The sequence below is a fragment of the Onishia taeanensis genome (genome assembly GCF_003268885.1).
Classification (GTDB): domain Bacteria; phylum Pseudomonadota; class Gammaproteobacteria; order Pseudomonadales; family Halomonadaceae; genus Onishia; species Onishia taeanensis_A.
The window spans coordinates 25,458-41,894 of the sequence record NZ_QLSX01000009.1 but is presented as its reverse complement, the minus strand read 5'-3'; the positions used below and the strand labels follow the sequence as shown (position 1 = coordinate 41,894).

Below are 16,437 nucleotides of genomic sequence, written 5' to 3'. Positions count from 1 at the left end.
GGCTCATTTAATGCCATGGCCCATTTATCGTCACGACTCATTTAACGCCATGGGCTAGCTGCGATGGTTTAGGCGCGGCGGCCGGTCAGCGTGGCGGCAGGCCCAGCTCATCGCTCATGGTATCGAGGAAGAACTCCTGAACCAGTACCGCGAAGCGACCGTGGCGAAACACCGAGCGTCGCCCCCATGGGCCGAGGCCGCCGTGAAAGCCTGCTGCGGCTTGGGTGACCTCAATCGGCCCGCGCTCGAGGTCCGGTTGACGAAACAGCCAGTGGCCCAGCGAACGCTCACCAAGGCGATCCAGGCGCTGGCCGTGGAGCCGAGCGAGTGGCACCACCGAGCGAGCCACCACCCAGGGCTGCTCCTCGATGCACAGCGCCACCTCGCGCAGCCAGGCGCGCTCTCGGGGCCTGAGCCCCAGTGCCCGGGCTTCGTCGTGTCCGGGGCGGCCGATGCGCTGGTCCAGCAGGCGCACCCGAAAGGGACGACCGTCGGCGGCAGCGATCAGCCTCGCCGTCAGCGAGTCGCGGCTGGCGACCCAGGTCCACCAGGCGGGGCTCATGGTCGGCCGGGCCACGGCAGCGGGGTACCAGCGGCGCCAGGTGGTGCTCAGAGAGGGAGATGTCGGGCGATCGCGCACCGGGCGCCTCCAGGCCAATATCGGGGCGCATAGTGTACCATGCGGCGTTCACGTTATTGCTCGTCGGGAGCGCCATGACTGCACCCTTGACCATCCTCGGCACCGGCATGGCCGGTATTCAGCTGGCCCGCCAGGTGCGTGCCCGTGACGCCGCGCGGCCGATCACCCTGATCACTGCCGACAGCGGTGACGATTACTCCAAGCCGATGCTCTCCACCGGCTTCGCCAAGGGGCTGCCCCCGTCGCGGCTGGCCAGCCGCGATGCGCTTTCGCTGGCCGAGGGCCTCGACGCCGTGGTGCGCACCCACACCCGGGTCACGTCGATCGATCCGCTGACGAAGTGCCTCGAGATCGGCGCCGAGACGTTGCCCTATGGCGAGCTGGTGTTGGCGACCGGCGCCGCGCCGGTGGCGCCCTTCGCGATTCCGCCCGCGCTGGCATCCAGGGTCTTTGCGATCAATGACCTCGACGACTACCGCGTCTTCCACGCGGCGCTGGCGAGGCTCGCTCGCCCGGCGCGAGTGGCGATCATCGGCAGCGGCCTGGTGGGTTGCGAGTATGCCAATGACCTGGTCGCCGGCGGCCATGGCGTGACGCTGATCACCCCTGAGCCCACGCCGCTGGCGCGGCTGCTGCCCGAGACGCTGGGGGCGGCCTTGAATGATGCCTTCCGGGAGGCCGGCATCGCGCTGCAGACGGGCCGGACCCTGGCGGCGCTTGGCGAGGACGGTGAGCAGCTGGCGCTGACCCTCGACGATGGCCGGTCGCTCGAGGCGGATCTGGTGCTGGTCGCTACCGGCCTATCGCCGCGCACGTCGCTCGCCGAGGCTGCCGGCCTGGCCGTGGGCCCTGAGGGCGTGCATACCGACCGCTACCTGGCCACCTCACAGCCGGGCATCCATGCGCTGGGCGATGTGGCCTGCGTCGACGGCATCAACGCCATGTACGTGCAGCCCCTGCAGGCCGGTGCCAAGGCACTGGCGGCGACCCTCACTGGCACCCCGACGCCGGTGACGTATGGCCCCTGGCCGATACTGGTCAAGACACCGCTGCTGCCGGTGGTGGCGCTGCCGCCGCGTCAGGTGCCGGCCCACTGGCGGATCGATGGGGAAGGGCGTGATTGGAGTGCTCGGGCAGAAGACGAAAACGGACGTATGATTGGTTTTGCGTTGACAGGCGCCTGCGTGCGTCGGAAAGTCGAACTGGCACGAGTCGCCCCAGCATTGCTAATCTAGATTGGTTGCTGCCGGCGTGGTGATTCCGACCACCTCGGCATCTTGGCCAATACCGGCTTGGACTCGACCACCGCGACTCCACCAGAAACCGGCCTCACAACGATCTGAGGCGGCGGATGCCGCCTTGAACCGCACACCAGGAGGGCTATATGCGCAAACCAGAACTCGCCTCGGCGATCGCCGAGCGTGCCGACCTATCCAAGGACAAGGCCAGCCAGGTACTCAACGTTATCCTCGATGAAATTACCGGCAGTGTCGCCAAGGGGCAGGATGTGTCCCTGATCGGCTTCGGCTCTTTCACCGTTCGCGAGCGTGCCGCCCGCACTGGCAAGAACCCCCAGACCGGTCAGCCGTTGACCATCCCCGCCAGCAAGACCGTGGCGTTCAAGCCCGGCAAGGCGCTGAAAGACGCCGTCACCAAGTAAGCGTGGCCGTCACTCGCGCGTTCCCTGTGTGACGCGCTCCACCGGTCGCAGTCCGGCCGGTGGAATGAATTTCCTTCCCTGAGGCATGCCCATGACGCTTCGTTTGATGCTCTGGCTGTTGAGCGTGATGCTCAAGCGCGCCCGGCGTCGCAAGCCACGCTTTCGTGAAGCCCTGTCCGAGCTGGGTCATCTGGACTGGGGGATCGCCACCGAGGATCTCTCGATTGCCCGCCACTACCGAATGACTCCCGACGGCATCACCTCCGGGCCCAGCCTGCCGGTGGATCTTGATCTCGAACTGCGCTTCGACGATCCGGCCACGGCCGTCAAGGTGCTGCGTAAGCCGACGTCTCGTGCCTTCCGCGAGAGCCTGATGGCCGGCAAGCTGCGCCTGGTTGGCGACAGCGGCGATCTCGCCAAGCTGCAGCGTCTGTTCAAGCACCTCTAGCTCTCGACGATAGCAGGTCACGTCGACCCCTCGCCCTGTTGCCCGATGTGCTGACCCGCCTGCTCCCTTCGCAACGTTTCTCTCCATGTAAGTCGCCATGCAAATCGCCATGCAGGAGGCGATGCCTGAGGTGGCGAATGGTGTGGCGAATAGGACATCAAATAGAGTGGCGAGTGGTGTGCATGCGTGGTTAGTCGGGCAGATGGCGTTATACTAAAGTCGAATCATTCGGCCGCTGGGCGTGATCGCCTCGCCGTCGGCTGATCCTGCCGCCAAGTGTGTGCCGTTGCTACCGCCATCATCGATGCCCGCCAGGAGTTATTGAGATTTCCGATTCGTTCTCTCATTCGCTGCGTCGACTGTGGACGCTCGACAAGTTCGCCTACAGCTTCCGCGTCTTCATCGCCTTGAGCGGTGCCATGGCGCTGAGCTGGTATCAGGACCATATGGCGCTGGCCATCCCGCTGTTTCTCGGCATCATCGCCAGTGCGCTGGCGGAGACCGACGATAACTGGGAGGGTCGCGTCAGGGCCCTGTTGGTCACCCTGGCCTGTTTTTTCGTGGCCTCGGTGGCGGTGGAGCTGCTCTTTCCCTGGCCTCTGTTGTTCGCCACGGGGCTGACACTCGCCGCGTTCACCCTGATCATGCTGGGCGCTGTCGAGCAGCGTTACGCGACGATCGCCACGGCGACGCTGATTCTGTCGGTCTACTCGATGATCAATATCGAGCAGCACGGCGGGACCACAGAAGGCAGCTTCTGGTATCAGCCGATGCTGCTGGTCGGCGGCGCTGCCTGGTATGGTTTGATCTCGGTCTTTTGGTGCGCGCTGTTCTCGCGTCAGCCGGTCAAGCAGAGCATGGCGCAGCTATACCGTGAGCTGGGCGAATACCTGGTTATCAAGGCGACGTTCTTCGAGCCGGTCAGAGAGGTGGATGTCGAGAGCCGTCGTTTGGCGTTGGCGCGACAGAATGGACGCGTGGTGATGGCCCTCAACCAAGCCAAGGAGATGATTTTCCGGCGCCTTGAAGGCCAGCGCGGTAACCGTAAGCTCAACCGCTATCTGCGGCTTTATTTCATCGCCCAGGACATCCACGAACGAGTCAGCGCCTCTCACTATCCCTATTCGGCCCTTGCCGAGACGTTTTTTCATTATGACGTGCTGTTCCGCTGCCAGCGGCTGCTTGACCAGCAGGGGCGGGCCTGCAAGCGGCTATCCAAGGCGCTACTGCTGCGTCAGCCGTTCGATCACGGTCCGAGTGAGCAGGCGCTGGATGACCTGCGCGCGTCGATCGGCTACCTGCAGGACCAGGACCATCCCGAATGGGCGCCGCTGCTGCGCTCATTACAGGCGCTCGGGCGCAACCTGACGACCCTCGAGGATCAGTTGGCAAGTGCTTACAATCCTGATGCCAGCGCCGATCAGAAAGACCCCAGCCTGTTCAATCGCTCTCCGCGTAGCGTCAAGGATGCCTGGGAGCGCATTCGCCTCAACCTGACGCCCGGTTCGCCGACCTTTCGTCACGCGCTACGCCTATCGCTTGCCCTGCTGGCGGGCTATGGGGTGCAACATCTTATCCATCCCACCCAGGGCTACTGGATATTGCTGACCACCTTGTTCGTGTGTCGGCCTAATTTCGGCGCCACTCGGCGTTTTCTACGCCAGCGTATTCTGGGCACCATGATCGGACTCTGCTTGGGCTGGGCGTCGATCAGTCTCTTCCCTAGCGCCCTTGTGCAGTGTCTGCTCTCGGTCGTGGCCGGCGTGGTCTTCTTCGCCAATCGCGAAAAACACTATGTCATTGCCACTGTCGCCATCACCATTCTGGTGCTGACCAGCTTCAATCAGGTCGGCGACGGCTTCGATCTTATCCTGCCGCGCCTTATCGATACGCTGATCGGCGGCCTGATCTCGGGGCTGGCGGTCTTCTTGATCTTGCCCGACTGGCAGGGGCGGCGGCTCAACAAGGTGGCGGCGACGGCACTATCGCGCAACAGCGATTATCTGCGCGAGATCATCCATCAATATGAGACCGGCAAGCAGGATGACCTCGCTTACCGCTTGGCGCGACGCAACGCCCACAACGCGGATGCCGCGCTCTCCACGGTGCTCGCCAACATGCTGCAGGAACCAGGGCATTATCGTAAGAAGGATGCCGACGACGGTTTTCGCTTTCTGGTCGTCTCGAATACGCTGCTGGGCTATCTCTCTGCCCTGGGGGCTCACCGCGGCACCCTGGCGGCGAGCGCGGACGACGCGCCTATTTATGCGGCGGCGCGCCGCGTGGCCGATGGCTTCGAGGCGATTGCCGCCAGCCTGATGTCGCGCCAGCAGATCCCGGACCTCAAGGATGAACAGCGCGCGCTGCTGGCGCTCTTCGAGCAAGAGCCCTCCATAGCGCAGGATGACAGCGATGATGCGCGCCGTGTGATTCAGACTCAGCTGTTGCACATCGCGCGACAGCTTGTGCCGATGAGCGAGGCGGCAGAGCGGGTGCTGACCCATCCCAGCGGTGAGTCGAGCGATGCGCCATGCGCCGGTCAGGCCTGAGTCGCCTCAGACTGATTCGGCTCAGGCTGATTCGACTCAGACTTGGCCGTAGCGTCCGGCTTCTTCACCCAGCCAGCGGCGGATCAAGGGCGCGCTTGATTCGGGAGACTCCTCGAGCAGGGCCCTGGCCAGCGGGCCGACCCGTTCGAGCAGATCGCGGTCACGTTCCAGGTCGGCAATCTTCATTGCCGCAAGTCCCGTCTGACGCGTGCCCAGCACCTCGCCGGGCCCGCGAAGCTCCAGGTCTTTCTCGGCGATGCGAAAGCCGTCGGTGGTCTCGCGCATGACGCCCAGCCGCTCCCGTGAGTGGGCCGACAGCGGCGGATGGTAGAGCAGCACGCAGAAGCTCTCGGTGGCACCACGCCCGACCCGGCCGCGCAGCTGATGCAACTGCGAGAGGCCCAGCCGCTCCGGGTTCTCGATGATCATCAGGCTGGCGTTGGGCACGTCGACCCCGACCTCGATCACCGTGGTGGCGATCAGCAGGTCCAGCTCGCCGTCCTTGAAAGCCGCCATTACCTCGGCCTTCTCGCCGGCCTTCATGCGCCCGTGCACCAGCCCGATGGCGAGATCCGGCAGCGCCTCGGTGAGGCTCTCGTGGGTGGCCTCGGCGGCCTGGCACTGCAGGGCCTCGGATTCCTCGATCAGGGTGCAGACCCAGTAGGCCTGGCGGCCCTCGGCGCAGGCGCGCTCGATGCGCGCGACCACCTCGGGACGGCGCTCATCGGGGACGGCCACGGTCTGCACCGGAGTGCGCCCCGGCGGCAGCTCGTCGATCACCGAGACGTCCAGGTCGGCATAGGCGCTCATCGCCAGGGTGCGCGGAATCGGGGTGGCCGTCATCACCAGCTGATGGGGTGTCAGGCCTGCGGCCTCGCCCTTCTCGCGCAATGCCAGGCGCTGGTGAACGCCGAAGCGGTGCTGCTCGTCGATGATGGCAAGCCCCAGGCACTTGAAGTGCACGTCGGCCTGGAAGAGCGCATGGGTACCCACCACCAGCTGCACGCGGCCGTCGGCCAGCGCCGCCTTGGTATCGAGCCGCGCCTTGCCCTTGAGCTTGCCGGCGAGCCAGGCCACCTCGATGCCCAGTGGTTCGAACCAGTCGCGAAAGGTGCGGTAGTGCTGTTCGGCGAGCAGCTCGGTTGGTGCCATCATGGCGACCTGGCAGCCGCCGGCGATGGCGGTGAGCGCCGCCATCGCCGCGACCACCGTCTTGCCCGAGCCCACGTCGCCCTGCACGAGACGCAGCATCGGCACCGCGCGCTCGAGATCCCGGCCGATCTCGTCGAGTACCCGGCGCTGGGCGCCGGTCAGCGAGAACGGCAGTTTCGAGACGAAGCGCGCCTGCAGGCTGCGGCCTGAGGGGAGGGGCGGTGCGCCGTCGGCCTGGATGCGCTGACGCACCACCCGCAGACTGAGCTGGTGGGCCAGCAGCTCTTCCAGCGCCAGACGGCGCTGGGTCGGGTGAGTGCCTTCCCGCAGTTGGTCCAGGTTGGCCTCGGGCGGCGGGTGGTGCAGGTAGTTAAGTGCCGCATGCAGCTCGGGCAGCCGGAAACGCTGGCGCAGGCCTTCCGGAATCCAGTCCGGCAGCGCCGCCGGCGCCTCTTGGAGCAGGCGCATGGCTTGATCGATCAGGCCGCGCAGGCGCGCCTGGTTGAGGCCCTCGGTGGTGGGGTAGAGCGGGGTCAGGTGTTCGTCGACCACCGCCTCACCGGCCTTGAGCAGGCGATATTCCGGATGATAGATCTCGAGCCCGGTGGCGCCGGCCCGGGCCTCGCCGAAGGCGTGGACCCGTGTGCCGGGCTGGAACTGCTGCTGCTGCGCGGGCGAGAAGTGGAAGAAGCGCAGGCTCAGGATGCCGGAACCATCGGTGAGTCGCACCAGCAGGCTGCGTCGGCGACCCTTGATCACGTCGCAGGCCGCCACCTCGCCCTGCACCACCGCCTCGTGACCGGCGCGCAGGGTGCCGACCGGCGTCACCCGGGTGCGGTCCTGGTAGCGCAGCGGCAGGTGGAACAGCAGGTCGGCGATGCTCGCCACCCCGAGCCGGCCAAGCTTGCCCGCGAGCGCCTCGCCGACCCCCTTGAGGGCACTGACGTCCTGGGTCAGCTCGCTCATGAGGTCTCGAGCTGACGGGCCCGGCAGCGCCGGATCGCCTCGGTGAGGGTGTCGATGGCCTTGGGCCGCGGGAAGCTCGCCCGCCAGGCGATCGCGACAGTGCGCGAGGGCACATCACTGGCAAAGGGCCGGGAGGTGAGCACGCCGGCTTCGTAGTGGCCGGTGCCGATCGCCGAATGGGGTAGTACCGTGATGCCGAGCTTCGAGGCCACCATATGACGAATGGTCTCAAGCGAGCCGCCCTCGGCGGTCAGGGTGTTATTGGGGCTGTTGAGCTTGGCGCTGATCGCCGGGCAGGCTTCGAGGATCTGATCGCGGAAACAGTGCCCCTCGCCGAGCAACAGCAGCCGTTCCTGGAGCAGGTCTTCCTTGGCGATGCTGTCCCGCGAACTCCAGGGGTGATCGGCGGGCATCAGCACCTCGAACTCCTCATCGTAGACCGGCTTGGTCAGCACGTCGGTCTCGGTGAAGGGCAGCGCAACGATGATGGCGTCGAGCTCGCCGCTTCTCAGCTTGCGCCGCAGGTCGGCGGTGAAGCCTTCCTCGATGTACAGCGACATCTGCGGCGCGGTGCGGGTCAGTTCCGGGATCAGGTAGGGAAACAGGTAGGGCCCGATGGTATAGATGGCGCCGATGCGCAGCGGGCTCGCCAGTTGGTCCTTGCCGGCGTTGGCCAGCTCGCGGATGACGCTCGACTGCTCGAGTACCCGCTGCGCCTGCTCGACGATTTGCTCGCCCAGGGGCGTGACCTGTACCGTCGACTTGGAGCGCTCGAACAGCGCTACCCCGAGCTCTTCCTCGAGCTTCTTGACCGCCACCGACAGGGTCGGCTGGGAGACGAAACAGCGCTCGGCGGCACGCCCGAAATGGCGCTCCTGCGCCAAGGTTACGATGTAGCGGAGTTCTGTTAGAGTCATGTGATGCCTGGCTGCGCTCTCGCAGTAAATGAACAGGATGGTTCTGATAGCTACTTTTTATCAAGGGGCAGGGCAAAGGTGAAGAAGACGACACTGATTATTGGCTGTGGCGACATCGGCACGACCCTTGGCAAGCGTCTCATCGAGGCCGGCCAGCGGGTGGTGGGCGTGCGCCGCAAGGCCGCGACGCTCGAAGATAGCGGCATCGAACCGCTGTCTCTCGACATTCACGCCGAGGGCGCGGTGGCCGAGCTGCCCGATGCCGACACCCTGGTCTATGTGCTGAGCGCCGACCGCTTCGAGGAAGACGCCTATCGCGCCGCCTATCCGGCCGGTCTCAAGGCGGTGCTCGCCGAGTTCGCCGGTCGCGAGGCACCGCCGCGTCACGTGTTCTTTGTCTCCTCCACCAGCGTCTATGCGCAGCGCGAAGGCGAGCAGGTCGATGAGGATAGCCCCATCGAGCCCAGCGGCTTCTCCGGCCAACTGATGCAGGAGGCCGAAGAGGCGCTGATCGCGCATGAGTTGCCGGGCACCGTGGTGCGTTTCTCGGGCATCTACGGTCCGGGACGCGACCGGCTGATCCGCCAGGCCGGCGAGGGGCGCATCGCCGCCTCCAATCCCCCCATGTATTCCAACCGCATTCACCGCGATGACTGTGCCGGGGTGCTTGAGCACCTGATTCAGCGCGTGCTGGACAAGGCGCCGGTGGAGCCGCTCTATCTTGCCACCGACTGCGAGCCGGCGCCGCTGCACGAGGTGATGACCTGGCTTGCCACCAAACTTAAGGTCGAGTCCACCCAGGTCATCCAGTCGCCGCTGCGCCGCCGGGCCAGCAAGCGCTGCAATAACGCTCGCCTGCTGGCCTCCGGCTATGTCTTCCGCTACCCGAGCTACCGTGAGGGCTATGCCCAGGTGCTCGAGGCTGGCGGCTTCCTGCCCGAGGCCTCACGCTAGCGCCGAGGGCGTTACAGCCGCCAGCGATAGCCCAGTGATAGCACCTCCAGCCCGTTGTTGGGCGGTTTGATGCTGGCATTCGAGTAGTGGGCGATGGCCAGATGGAATGCGCCGCGCCCCCACGGCCAGCCGATGGCCAGGCGGTCCTCGAACTGGCCGGCAGTGCCAAGCTCGCTGTCGCGCAGGTGGGTCTTGAGGAAGATCGCAGCGCCGACGCCACCCTCGACGAAGGTGCCTCCGGCGAAGGTGTAGCGCATCGCGGGGGCCAGGATCAGCGCCGCATTCGACTTCTCGCTGTTGCGCCCGGGCATCAACAGCAAGCGCCCGGATAACTGCAGCGACCACGGCTGCCACTCGCTAGGCAGCCAAGGCGGGGCGGTGAAGCCGTGATGCAGACCAAGCGTCAGCGTCGGGCTCTCCTCACTGCTGACGCCGCCTTCCAGCCCGGGGTCCAGCGACCAGGCGTGTACCTCGACCGTGCTCCACCCGAGTATGAGGGCGATCACCGCCCCTTGGCATTGCCTTGCTATCCTTCGCTTGTCTGCTTGCATGGCTGCCCCTCCCGCAAACTCGCTACTCGCCAGGTGAAGTCGCCAGGCTGTCGAAGCGTGGCCCCTCGTCGGTGGTCACGGACTCGATGAGTATTAGCTGATTATAGCGCCAGCCGAGGGATACGCTGAGGAGCGCGCTCGGACATAGGGGGCTTGGCATGGCGAACGAGGATGGCACGAGGGAGGATTGAATGAGGCAGCGAAGGGTCGGCTTGGGGCCGTCTCTCACTGGCAAGGAGGGAGTGCTAGTGCGAGATAAAAGGACCACCGATCATTCCTCGCGCATGGCCGCTTGGGCCTTGGCGCGAGGAACAGGCGATGGCGTTCGCCATCGGTTCAGTCGCCGATCACCATCACCGCTTCGGCTTCGAACTGGCTGCCCTTGGGCAAGGCCTTGATGCCGACGGCGGCGCGGGCCGGGTAAGGGGTCGCGAAGAACTCTTCCATCACCCGGTTCACGATCGCGAAGTTGTCGAGATCGACCAGGTAAAGGTTGATCTTGACGATGTCCTGCAGTGAACCGGCAGCTTCCTCGCACACCGCGGACAGGTTCTTGAAGACCTGGCGGGCCTGTGCCTCGAAGTCGTCGGAGACCAGCTCCATGGTGGCCGGGTCTAGCGGGATCTGGCCTGAGATATAGACGGTGTTGCCCGCCTTGATGGCCTGGGAATAGGGGCCGATGGCAGCCGGTGCCTTCTCGGTGTTGATGACGGCCTTGTTGCTCATAACAATGCTCCTGTTGTGAATGTGGCGTGGAATAAAACGACAGATATCCCCGCCCGATCTCATCGGACGGGGGGAAAGAAACGGCGTTAATTTCGGACGCGGGTGATCTTGCCGACGTGGGACAGGTTGCGGATCCGCTTCATGATGCTCGCCAGGTGGACGCGGTCATGGACCGACAGGGTCAGGTTGACGATCGACAGTCGGGCGTCGCGCTCTTCGATACCGATGCGCTCGATGTTGGCATCGGCGTCGGTCACCAGACTCGCCAGCTCGGCGACCAGGCCGCGGCGGCTTTCCATGTGGATGCGCAGCGCCACCGGGAAGTCTTCCTGAATGTTCTCCGACCAGGAGAGGCTGAAGAGCTTGTCCGGATCGCTCCTCAGTTCCACCAGATTGCGGCATTCGGTGCGGTGCACGACGATACCCTTGCCCACCGAAAGGTGGCCGATCACCGGATCACCGGGTAACGGGTGGCAGCAGCGGGCGAAGTTGATCACCATGCCGTCGGCGCCACTGATGACGATCGAGCCTTCGGCATTGCCGGGGCCGATGTCACCGCCACTGGCCGGCTGGTCGTCGGGCAGCCTGCTGGCGAGCCGGTGGGCGACGGCGTGGGCCATGCGGTTGCCAAGGCCAATCGATTCCAGCAGTTCATCGCTGCGCTTGAGCGACAGCTCCTCGAGCAGCGACGGCAGCGCGTCCTGGGGCAGTTCCTCGAGGCTGAGTTCGTAATCGGCAAGCGCTTTGTTGAGCAGGCGATGGCCGAGCTGGACGGACTCGGTATGCTGCTGATGCTTGAGCGCATGGCGGATCGCCGAGCGTGCCTTGGCGGTCATCACGAACGACAGCCAGGCGGTGTTGGGCCGGGCCCCGGGCGCGGTGATGATCTCAAGGGTCTGGCCGCTTTCCAGGCGGCTCGAAAGCGGCGCCAGGTGGCGGTCGATGCGACAGGCGATGCAGCTGTTGCCGATGTCGGTATGCACGCTGTAGGCGAAGTCGATCACCGTGGCGCCCTGGGGCAGCTCCATGATGTCGCCTTTTGGCGTGAATACATAAATATCGTCAGGGAACAGGTCGTTCTTGACGTGCTCGATGAACTCCAGCGAATTGCCCGCCTGGCGCTGCATCTCGAGCAGGCCGCGCACCCATTCCCGCGCCCTGGCGTGGCTGCCGGCGGCGATTGGCCGCTCGGTCTGGCCGGCCTTGTAGAGCCAGTGGGCGGCGATGCCGTTGTTGGCCATGGCCTCCATCTCGCGGGTGCGGATCTGCACCTCGATGGGCATGCCGCCGGTGCCGAACAGGGTGGTATGCAGGCTCTGGTAGCCGTTGGCCTTAGGGATGGCGATGTAGTCTTTGAAGCGCCCCGGTACCGGCTTGTAGAGATTGTGTACCGCACCGAGGATGCGATAACAGCTGTCGACATCGTCGGTGATGATGCGAAACCCGAACACGTCCATGATCTCGGCAAACGGCTTACGCTGGTCGCGCATCTTGCGATAGATCGACAGCAGGTGCTTCTGGCGCCCGACCACCGTGCCCGGCAGACCGTCGTCGTCGAGGCATTTCTGCAGGCTCGACTGGACCTGGCGGATGGTGGTGCGACGGTTGCCGCGGGCCTTGCCCACCGCGCGCTTGATGCGCTCGGCGCGCATCGGGTGCAGGGCCTGGAAGGACAGGTCCTCGAGCTCGACGCGAATGGTGTTGATGCCTAGCCGCCCGGCGATGCGGGCGTAGATTTCAAGGGTCTCGCGGGCGATGCGGCGCTTCTTGTCCGGGCGCAGAGCGCCCAGGGTGCGCATGTTGTGCAGGCGGTCGGCGAGCTTGACGATGATCACCCGGATGTCCCGGGACATCGCCAGCACCATCTTCTGAAAATTCTCGGCCTGGGCGACGGCCTTGTCTTCGAAGGTGATCTGGGTCAGCTTCGAGACGCCGTCGACCAGCTCCGCTACCGGTTCGCCGAACTGTTCGGCGAGGGCCTTCTTGGAGACGCCGGTATCTTCGATCACATCATGCAGCATGGCCGCCATCAGGGCCTGATGGTCCATGTGCATGTTGGCGAGAATGTTGGCGACCGCCAGCGGATGGGTCACATAGGGCTCGCCTGAGCGGCGGCGCTGGCCGTCATGGGCCTGCTCGGCGTAGTAGAAGGCGCGCTTGACCTGGCGGATTTCCTCCGAGGGAAGATAGCCGCCTAGGCGGTCGGCCAGGTCATCGATGGTGAACATGCAGCACGCCTATACCCTGAACGCAAAGGAAAGGTTGACGATATCAGAATTCAGCGCGGTTGCGTCATTCCTCGCCCATTTCGGGCTCGCGACGGGGGCGTACCGCTGCCTCGATCGGCTCGTTGAGCACGTTTTCGTTGATCTTCTGGGCGGCGATCTCACGCAGCGCCATGACGGTGGGCTTGTCGTTTTCCCAGGGCAGCAGGGCATCGCGGGAGCCGCGGGCCAGCTGACGCGCACGCTGGGTGGAGATCATCACCAGCTTGAAACGGTTTTCGACGTGTTCCAGACAATCTTCGACGGTGACTCGCGCCATGATCAGGTACCTGAGTTCGAGGGATGGGAAAGATAAATCGTTCGAAGGCCCCGCCGACGGGCACGCTGCGGGACCGTGCAGTCTACTGTAGCCCTTCGTCCTGTGACAAGAGTGACGCCAGCAGCAGGCCCTGGCGCTCGCGTACCCGGGCAAGCCGAGTGCGCTGACCGCGCACCAGCGCTTCGAGCTCGGCCAGGGCGGTGGCGAAGTCGTCGTTGATGATCACGTGGGCATATTCGTCAAAGTGCGACATCTCGCTGATGGCGTCGCGCATGCGCCGCTCGATGATCGCCTCGTCGTCGGTGCCGCGGCCGGCCAGCCGTGCACGCAGCGCGGCCCGGGACGGCGGCAGGATGAACACGGATTCGGCCTCGGGCATCTGGGCGCGGACCTGACGGGCGCCCTGCCAGTCGATCTCCAGGATCACGTCTTCGCCGGCTGCCAGGCGGGCTTCCACCGCCGGACGCGAGGTGCCGTAGTAGTTGTCGAAGACGCGGGCATGCTCGAAGAACTCGCCGCGCTCGATCATCTCCTCGAAGCGTTCGCGGTCGACGAAGTGGTAGTTGACGCCGTCGACCTCGCCCGGGCGCTTCTCGCGGGTGGTGTGCGAGACCGAGACGCCGATGCCGTCTAGATGCTCGAGCAGGGCCTTGACCAGGCTGGTCTTGCCGGCTCCGGAGGGAGCGGAAACGATATAGAGAGTGCCTTGGGGCATGAGCGAGGTCCCTGACGTTGACGGCTGAAGAGCGAGCGGCTCGGAAAGGCGCGAAGTATCGCATAGATTGGCCTTCGCTCTACAGCATCCAGGTTCGGCCATCCTGCCTCAGGTGGCGAGGGACCCCGGCCCCGTGGCCCATATCATCGGCGAGGAGTTCGAGGACGTACTGAGCGGCCACCGAGTTGCCGCGCTCATCCAGCGCCGGTGACCAGGCGCAGACCGAGAAGCAGCCCGGGACGATGGCGATGATTCCGCCGCCGACCCCACTCTTGGCCGGTAGGCCGGCCCGGTAGGCGAAGTCGCCCGCCGCGTCGTACATGCCGCAGGTGAACAGCAGCGAATTGATCCGCCGTGACAGGTCGGGCGCGATGAACTGCTCGCCCAGGGATCGGGCGTATCCCCCGGCGGCCAGGAAATTGAAAGTCCGGGCGAGGTCGACGCAGCTCATGGACAGCGCACAGCAGGAGAAATAGGCCTGCAGGACGGCGTCCACGTCGTTGTCCAGATGGCCGAAGGCCTGCATCAGGTAGGCCATGGCGGCGTTGCGGGCTCGATGCTGCCACTCGGAGGCCTGCACGCCTTCGTCGATGTGGATCGTCGGGTTGGCGGACAGTCGGCGGGCGACGTCGCGAAGATGTTTCGACGGCGTGGCGAAGGCGCTGACCAGGCGATCGGTGACCGCGATGGCGCCGGCGTTGATGAAGGGGTTACGGGGCTTGCCGCCCTCCACCTCAAGTTGAGTCAGGGAATTGAAGGGCATTCCCGAGGGATTGCGGCCCACCCGTGTCCACAGGGCATCGCCGTGCACGCGCAAGGCCAGGGTCAGCAGCAGCGTCTTGGCGATGCTCTGAATCGAGAACGGCTCCTGTGCCTCGCCGGCGTGGTAGATCTCCCCGTCATTGGTGCAGATGGCGATGCCGAAGCGGTCGGCCCGCCGTTGCGCCAGCGCGGGAATATAGTTGGCGACGCGGCCGCTGCCCAGCCGGGTTCTGGCGCGTCGTTCCAGGCTTTCCACCCATTCCTGCATCGTTTCCATGAGAACTCTCTGGCTGGTCGTCGCGAAGGGAGCCAGGACGCGACGGCCCGGCGGCGGCAGATGCCGCGGCCGGGCCGATGACGTCTGGAAGCAGAAACCCGGCTAGGGAGTGGTCGGCGATGCCGCCTGGGCGCGGCGCACGCGCTCACGATCCTCGGGTTCGATCTCCCAGGCTGCTGGGTCGACGTTGAGGTCGCTGAACTTGTCGGCCTCGAAGATCGGTTGCCCGACGCCGGCCTGGATCTGGTCGTCGAAGTCGCGCAAGATGCGCCGCCCCGGCTTGAAGAGCAGGATCAGTGCGACCAGGTTGGCCAGAGCCAGGAAGCCCATGGTGGTGTCGGCGAAGGCGAAGACGGTGCCCAGGTCGGTCATCGCCCCCCAGATGCACAGGCCGATGATGGCGAGGCGAAAGACGTTGAACAGGGTACGATTGCCGCGGCTGAAGAAGTCGAGGCTGTTCTCGCCCAGGTAGTAGTTGTAGAGGATGGTGCTGAAGCCGAACAGCAGCAGCGCAACGCTGACGAAGCTACGGCCCCACTCCCCGACATGATCGGCCAGGGAGGCCTGAGTCAGGGCGATGCCGTCGATGCCGGCGCCGAGGGCCGGATCATAGGCCCCGCCGAGCAGGATGATGAAGGCAGTGGCGGAGCAGATGATCAGGGTGTCGATGAACACCGAGAAGGCCTGCACGATGCCCTGGTTGACCGGGTGCGGCACGTAGGCGACGGCGGCGACGTTGGGTGCGCTGCCCAGCCCCGCCTCATTGGAGAACAGGCCGCGCTTGACGCCCATCAGGATCGCCGCGCCGATGCCGCCGCCGATGGCCGGCTCGAGGCCGAAGGCGCTCTTGACGATCAGCGCGATCACGTCCGGGATCTGGGTGATGTTCAGGCCCAGCACCACCAGGGCGATCAGCAGGTAGCCGCCCGCCATCACCGGAACCAGCACCTCGGTGACCCGGGCGATGCGCTTGACGCCACCGAACACGATCAGCCCCACCACCAGGGCTAGGCCGAGGCCGGTGATGTGAGCCGGGATGCCGAAGGCATCGTCGAAGGAGGTGGCCACGGCGTAGGACTGCAGGGCGGTGAAGGCGAAGCCGAAGGTGGCCAGCAGCAGCACCGAGTAGAGGCCGGCCAGCCAGGTCCAGCGGCGCCCGAGCCCGCGGGCGATGTAGCGGGCCGGGCCGCCGCGGTAGGTGCCGTCGGGCTCGGCGGTCTTGTAGGCCTGGGCCAGGGTGCACTCGAGGAAGCTGGTGGCCATGCCCATCAGGCCGACCACCCACATCCAGAACACCGCGCCCGGACCACCCAGGGTGATGGCCACGGCGACGCCGGCGATGTTGCCGCCGCCGACTCGCCCGGCCACCGACAGCAGCAACGCCTGGAAGGAACTCAGGTGGCCGTGTTGGTCCTTCTTGAAGGCCTGGCTGGCGCTGAGGATGCGGAACATGCGGCCGAAATAGCGGAACTGTACGCAGCGCGAGGCCAGGGTGAAGCCGACCCCGACGGCGATCAGCAGGGCGATCAGAACCTTGCCCCACAGCAGGTCGTTGATCAACGCGAGCATGCGGCAC

Annotated in this window: 15 protein-coding genes; 5 read left to right on the top strand and 10 right to left on the bottom strand. The window is 65.5% G+C overall.

Going from position 1 to position 16,437, the window contains the following annotated elements:
- Positions 1-85: 85 nt before the first annotated feature.
- Positions 86-640, bottom strand: coding sequence for a chorismate--pyruvate lyase family protein (locus BCL93_RS12555; RefSeq protein WP_425339121.1), 555 nt, complete (start codon positions 638-640; stop codon positions 86-88).
- A gap of 74 nt (positions 641-714) precedes the next feature.
- Between BCL93_RS12555 and BCL93_RS12550 the strand changes: the two genes are divergently transcribed.
- From BCL93_RS12550 to yccS, 4 genes are all read left to right on the top strand, one after another.
- Positions 715-1,875, top strand: a complete 1,161-nt coding sequence (locus tag BCL93_RS12550; RefSeq protein ID WP_112055614.1) for an FAD-dependent oxidoreductase — start codon at positions 715-717, stop codon at positions 1,873-1,875.
- Between the two features lie 149 nt (positions 1,876-2,024).
- On the top strand, positions 2,025-2,300 hold the full coding sequence (locus BCL93_RS12545) for an HU family DNA-binding protein (protein ID WP_092525168.1): 276 nt from the start codon (positions 2,025-2,027) through the stop codon (positions 2,298-2,300).
- 91 nt (positions 2,301-2,391) lie between these two features.
- Positions 2,392-2,748 (top strand): hypothetical protein, encoded by a 357-nt coding sequence (locus tag BCL93_RS12540; protein ID WP_112055733.1) that lies wholly within the window; start codon positions 2,392-2,394, stop codon positions 2,746-2,748.
- Between the two features lie 326 nt (positions 2,749-3,074).
- Positions 3,075-5,297 (top strand): YccS family putative transporter, encoded by a 2,223-nt coding sequence (yccS, locus tag BCL93_RS12535; protein ID WP_112055732.1) that lies wholly within the window; start codon positions 3,075-3,077, stop codon positions 5,295-5,297.
- Positions 5,298-5,333: 36 nt separating this feature from the next.
- Here the strand turns inward: yccS and recG are convergent, their stop codons facing one another.
- Together recG and BCL93_RS12525 are read right to left on the bottom strand one after the other, a co-directional pair.
- Entirely contained in the window at positions 5,334-7,415 is a 2,082-nt protein-coding gene (gene recG, locus BCL93_RS12530; protein ID WP_112055613.1) for an ATP-dependent DNA helicase RecG, read from the bottom strand.
- Positions 7,412-8,332 (bottom strand): LysR substrate-binding domain-containing protein, encoded by a 921-nt coding sequence (locus BCL93_RS12525; RefSeq protein WP_112055612.1) that lies wholly within the window; start codon positions 8,330-8,332, stop codon positions 7,412-7,414. Before BCL93_RS12525 ends, recG begins: the two co-directional genes overlap by 4 nt.
- Before the next feature lie 78 nt (positions 8,333-8,410).
- On the opposite strand from BCL93_RS12525, the gene BCL93_RS12520 reads away from it, so the two are divergent.
- Positions 8,411-9,286: an SDR family oxidoreductase gene (locus BCL93_RS12520; RefSeq protein ID WP_112055611.1), complete on the top strand. Its 876-nt coding sequence runs from the start codon at positions 8,411-8,413 to the stop codon at positions 9,284-9,286.
- 11 nt (positions 9,287-9,297) lie between these two features.
- Here the strand turns inward: BCL93_RS12520 and BCL93_RS12515 are convergent, their stop codons facing one another.
- The 7 genes from BCL93_RS12515 to BCL93_RS12485 form a co-directional block, all read right to left on the bottom strand.
- On the bottom strand, positions 9,298-9,837 hold the full coding sequence (locus BCL93_RS12515; RefSeq protein WP_112055610.1) for an acyloxyacyl hydrolase: 540 nt from the start codon (positions 9,835-9,837) through the stop codon (positions 9,298-9,300).
- A 336-nt stretch (positions 9,838-10,173) separates the two neighbouring features.
- Positions 10,174-10,563, bottom strand: coding sequence for a RidA family protein (locus tag BCL93_RS12510; RefSeq protein ID WP_112055609.1), 390 nt, complete (start codon positions 10,561-10,563; stop codon positions 10,174-10,176).
- An 86-nt stretch (positions 10,564-10,649) separates the two neighbouring features.
- A complete protein-coding gene (gene spoT / locus BCL93_RS12505; RefSeq protein ID WP_112055608.1) occupies positions 10,650-12,791 on the bottom strand; it encodes a bifunctional GTP diphosphokinase/guanosine-3',5'-bis pyrophosphate 3'-pyrophosphohydrolase in 2,142 nt (713 codons plus the stop codon).
- 64 nt (positions 12,792-12,855) lie between these two features.
- The gene (gene rpoZ / locus BCL93_RS12500; RefSeq protein ID WP_112055607.1) at positions 12,856-13,107 is read right to left on the bottom strand and encodes a DNA-directed RNA polymerase subunit omega; all 252 of its coding nucleotides are present in this window, start codon (positions 13,105-13,107) and stop codon (positions 12,856-12,858) included.
- A gap of 82 nt (positions 13,108-13,189) precedes the next feature.
- Positions 13,190-13,822 (bottom strand): guanylate kinase, encoded by a 633-nt coding sequence (gene gmk / locus BCL93_RS12495; protein ID WP_112055606.1) that lies wholly within the window; start codon positions 13,820-13,822, stop codon positions 13,190-13,192.
- A 79-nt stretch (positions 13,823-13,901) separates the two neighbouring features.
- Complete coding sequence (gene glsB / locus BCL93_RS12490; RefSeq protein WP_309251232.1) at positions 13,902-14,861, bottom strand: glutaminase B; 960 nt, start codon at positions 14,859-14,861, stop codon at positions 13,902-13,904.
- A 102-nt stretch (positions 14,862-14,963) separates the two neighbouring features.
- A complete protein-coding gene (locus BCL93_RS12485) occupies positions 14,964-16,430 on the bottom strand; it encodes an alanine/glycine:cation symporter family protein (protein ID WP_112055605.1) in 1,467 nt (488 codons plus the stop codon).
- Between the last annotated feature and the right edge of the window lie 7 nt (positions 16,431-16,437).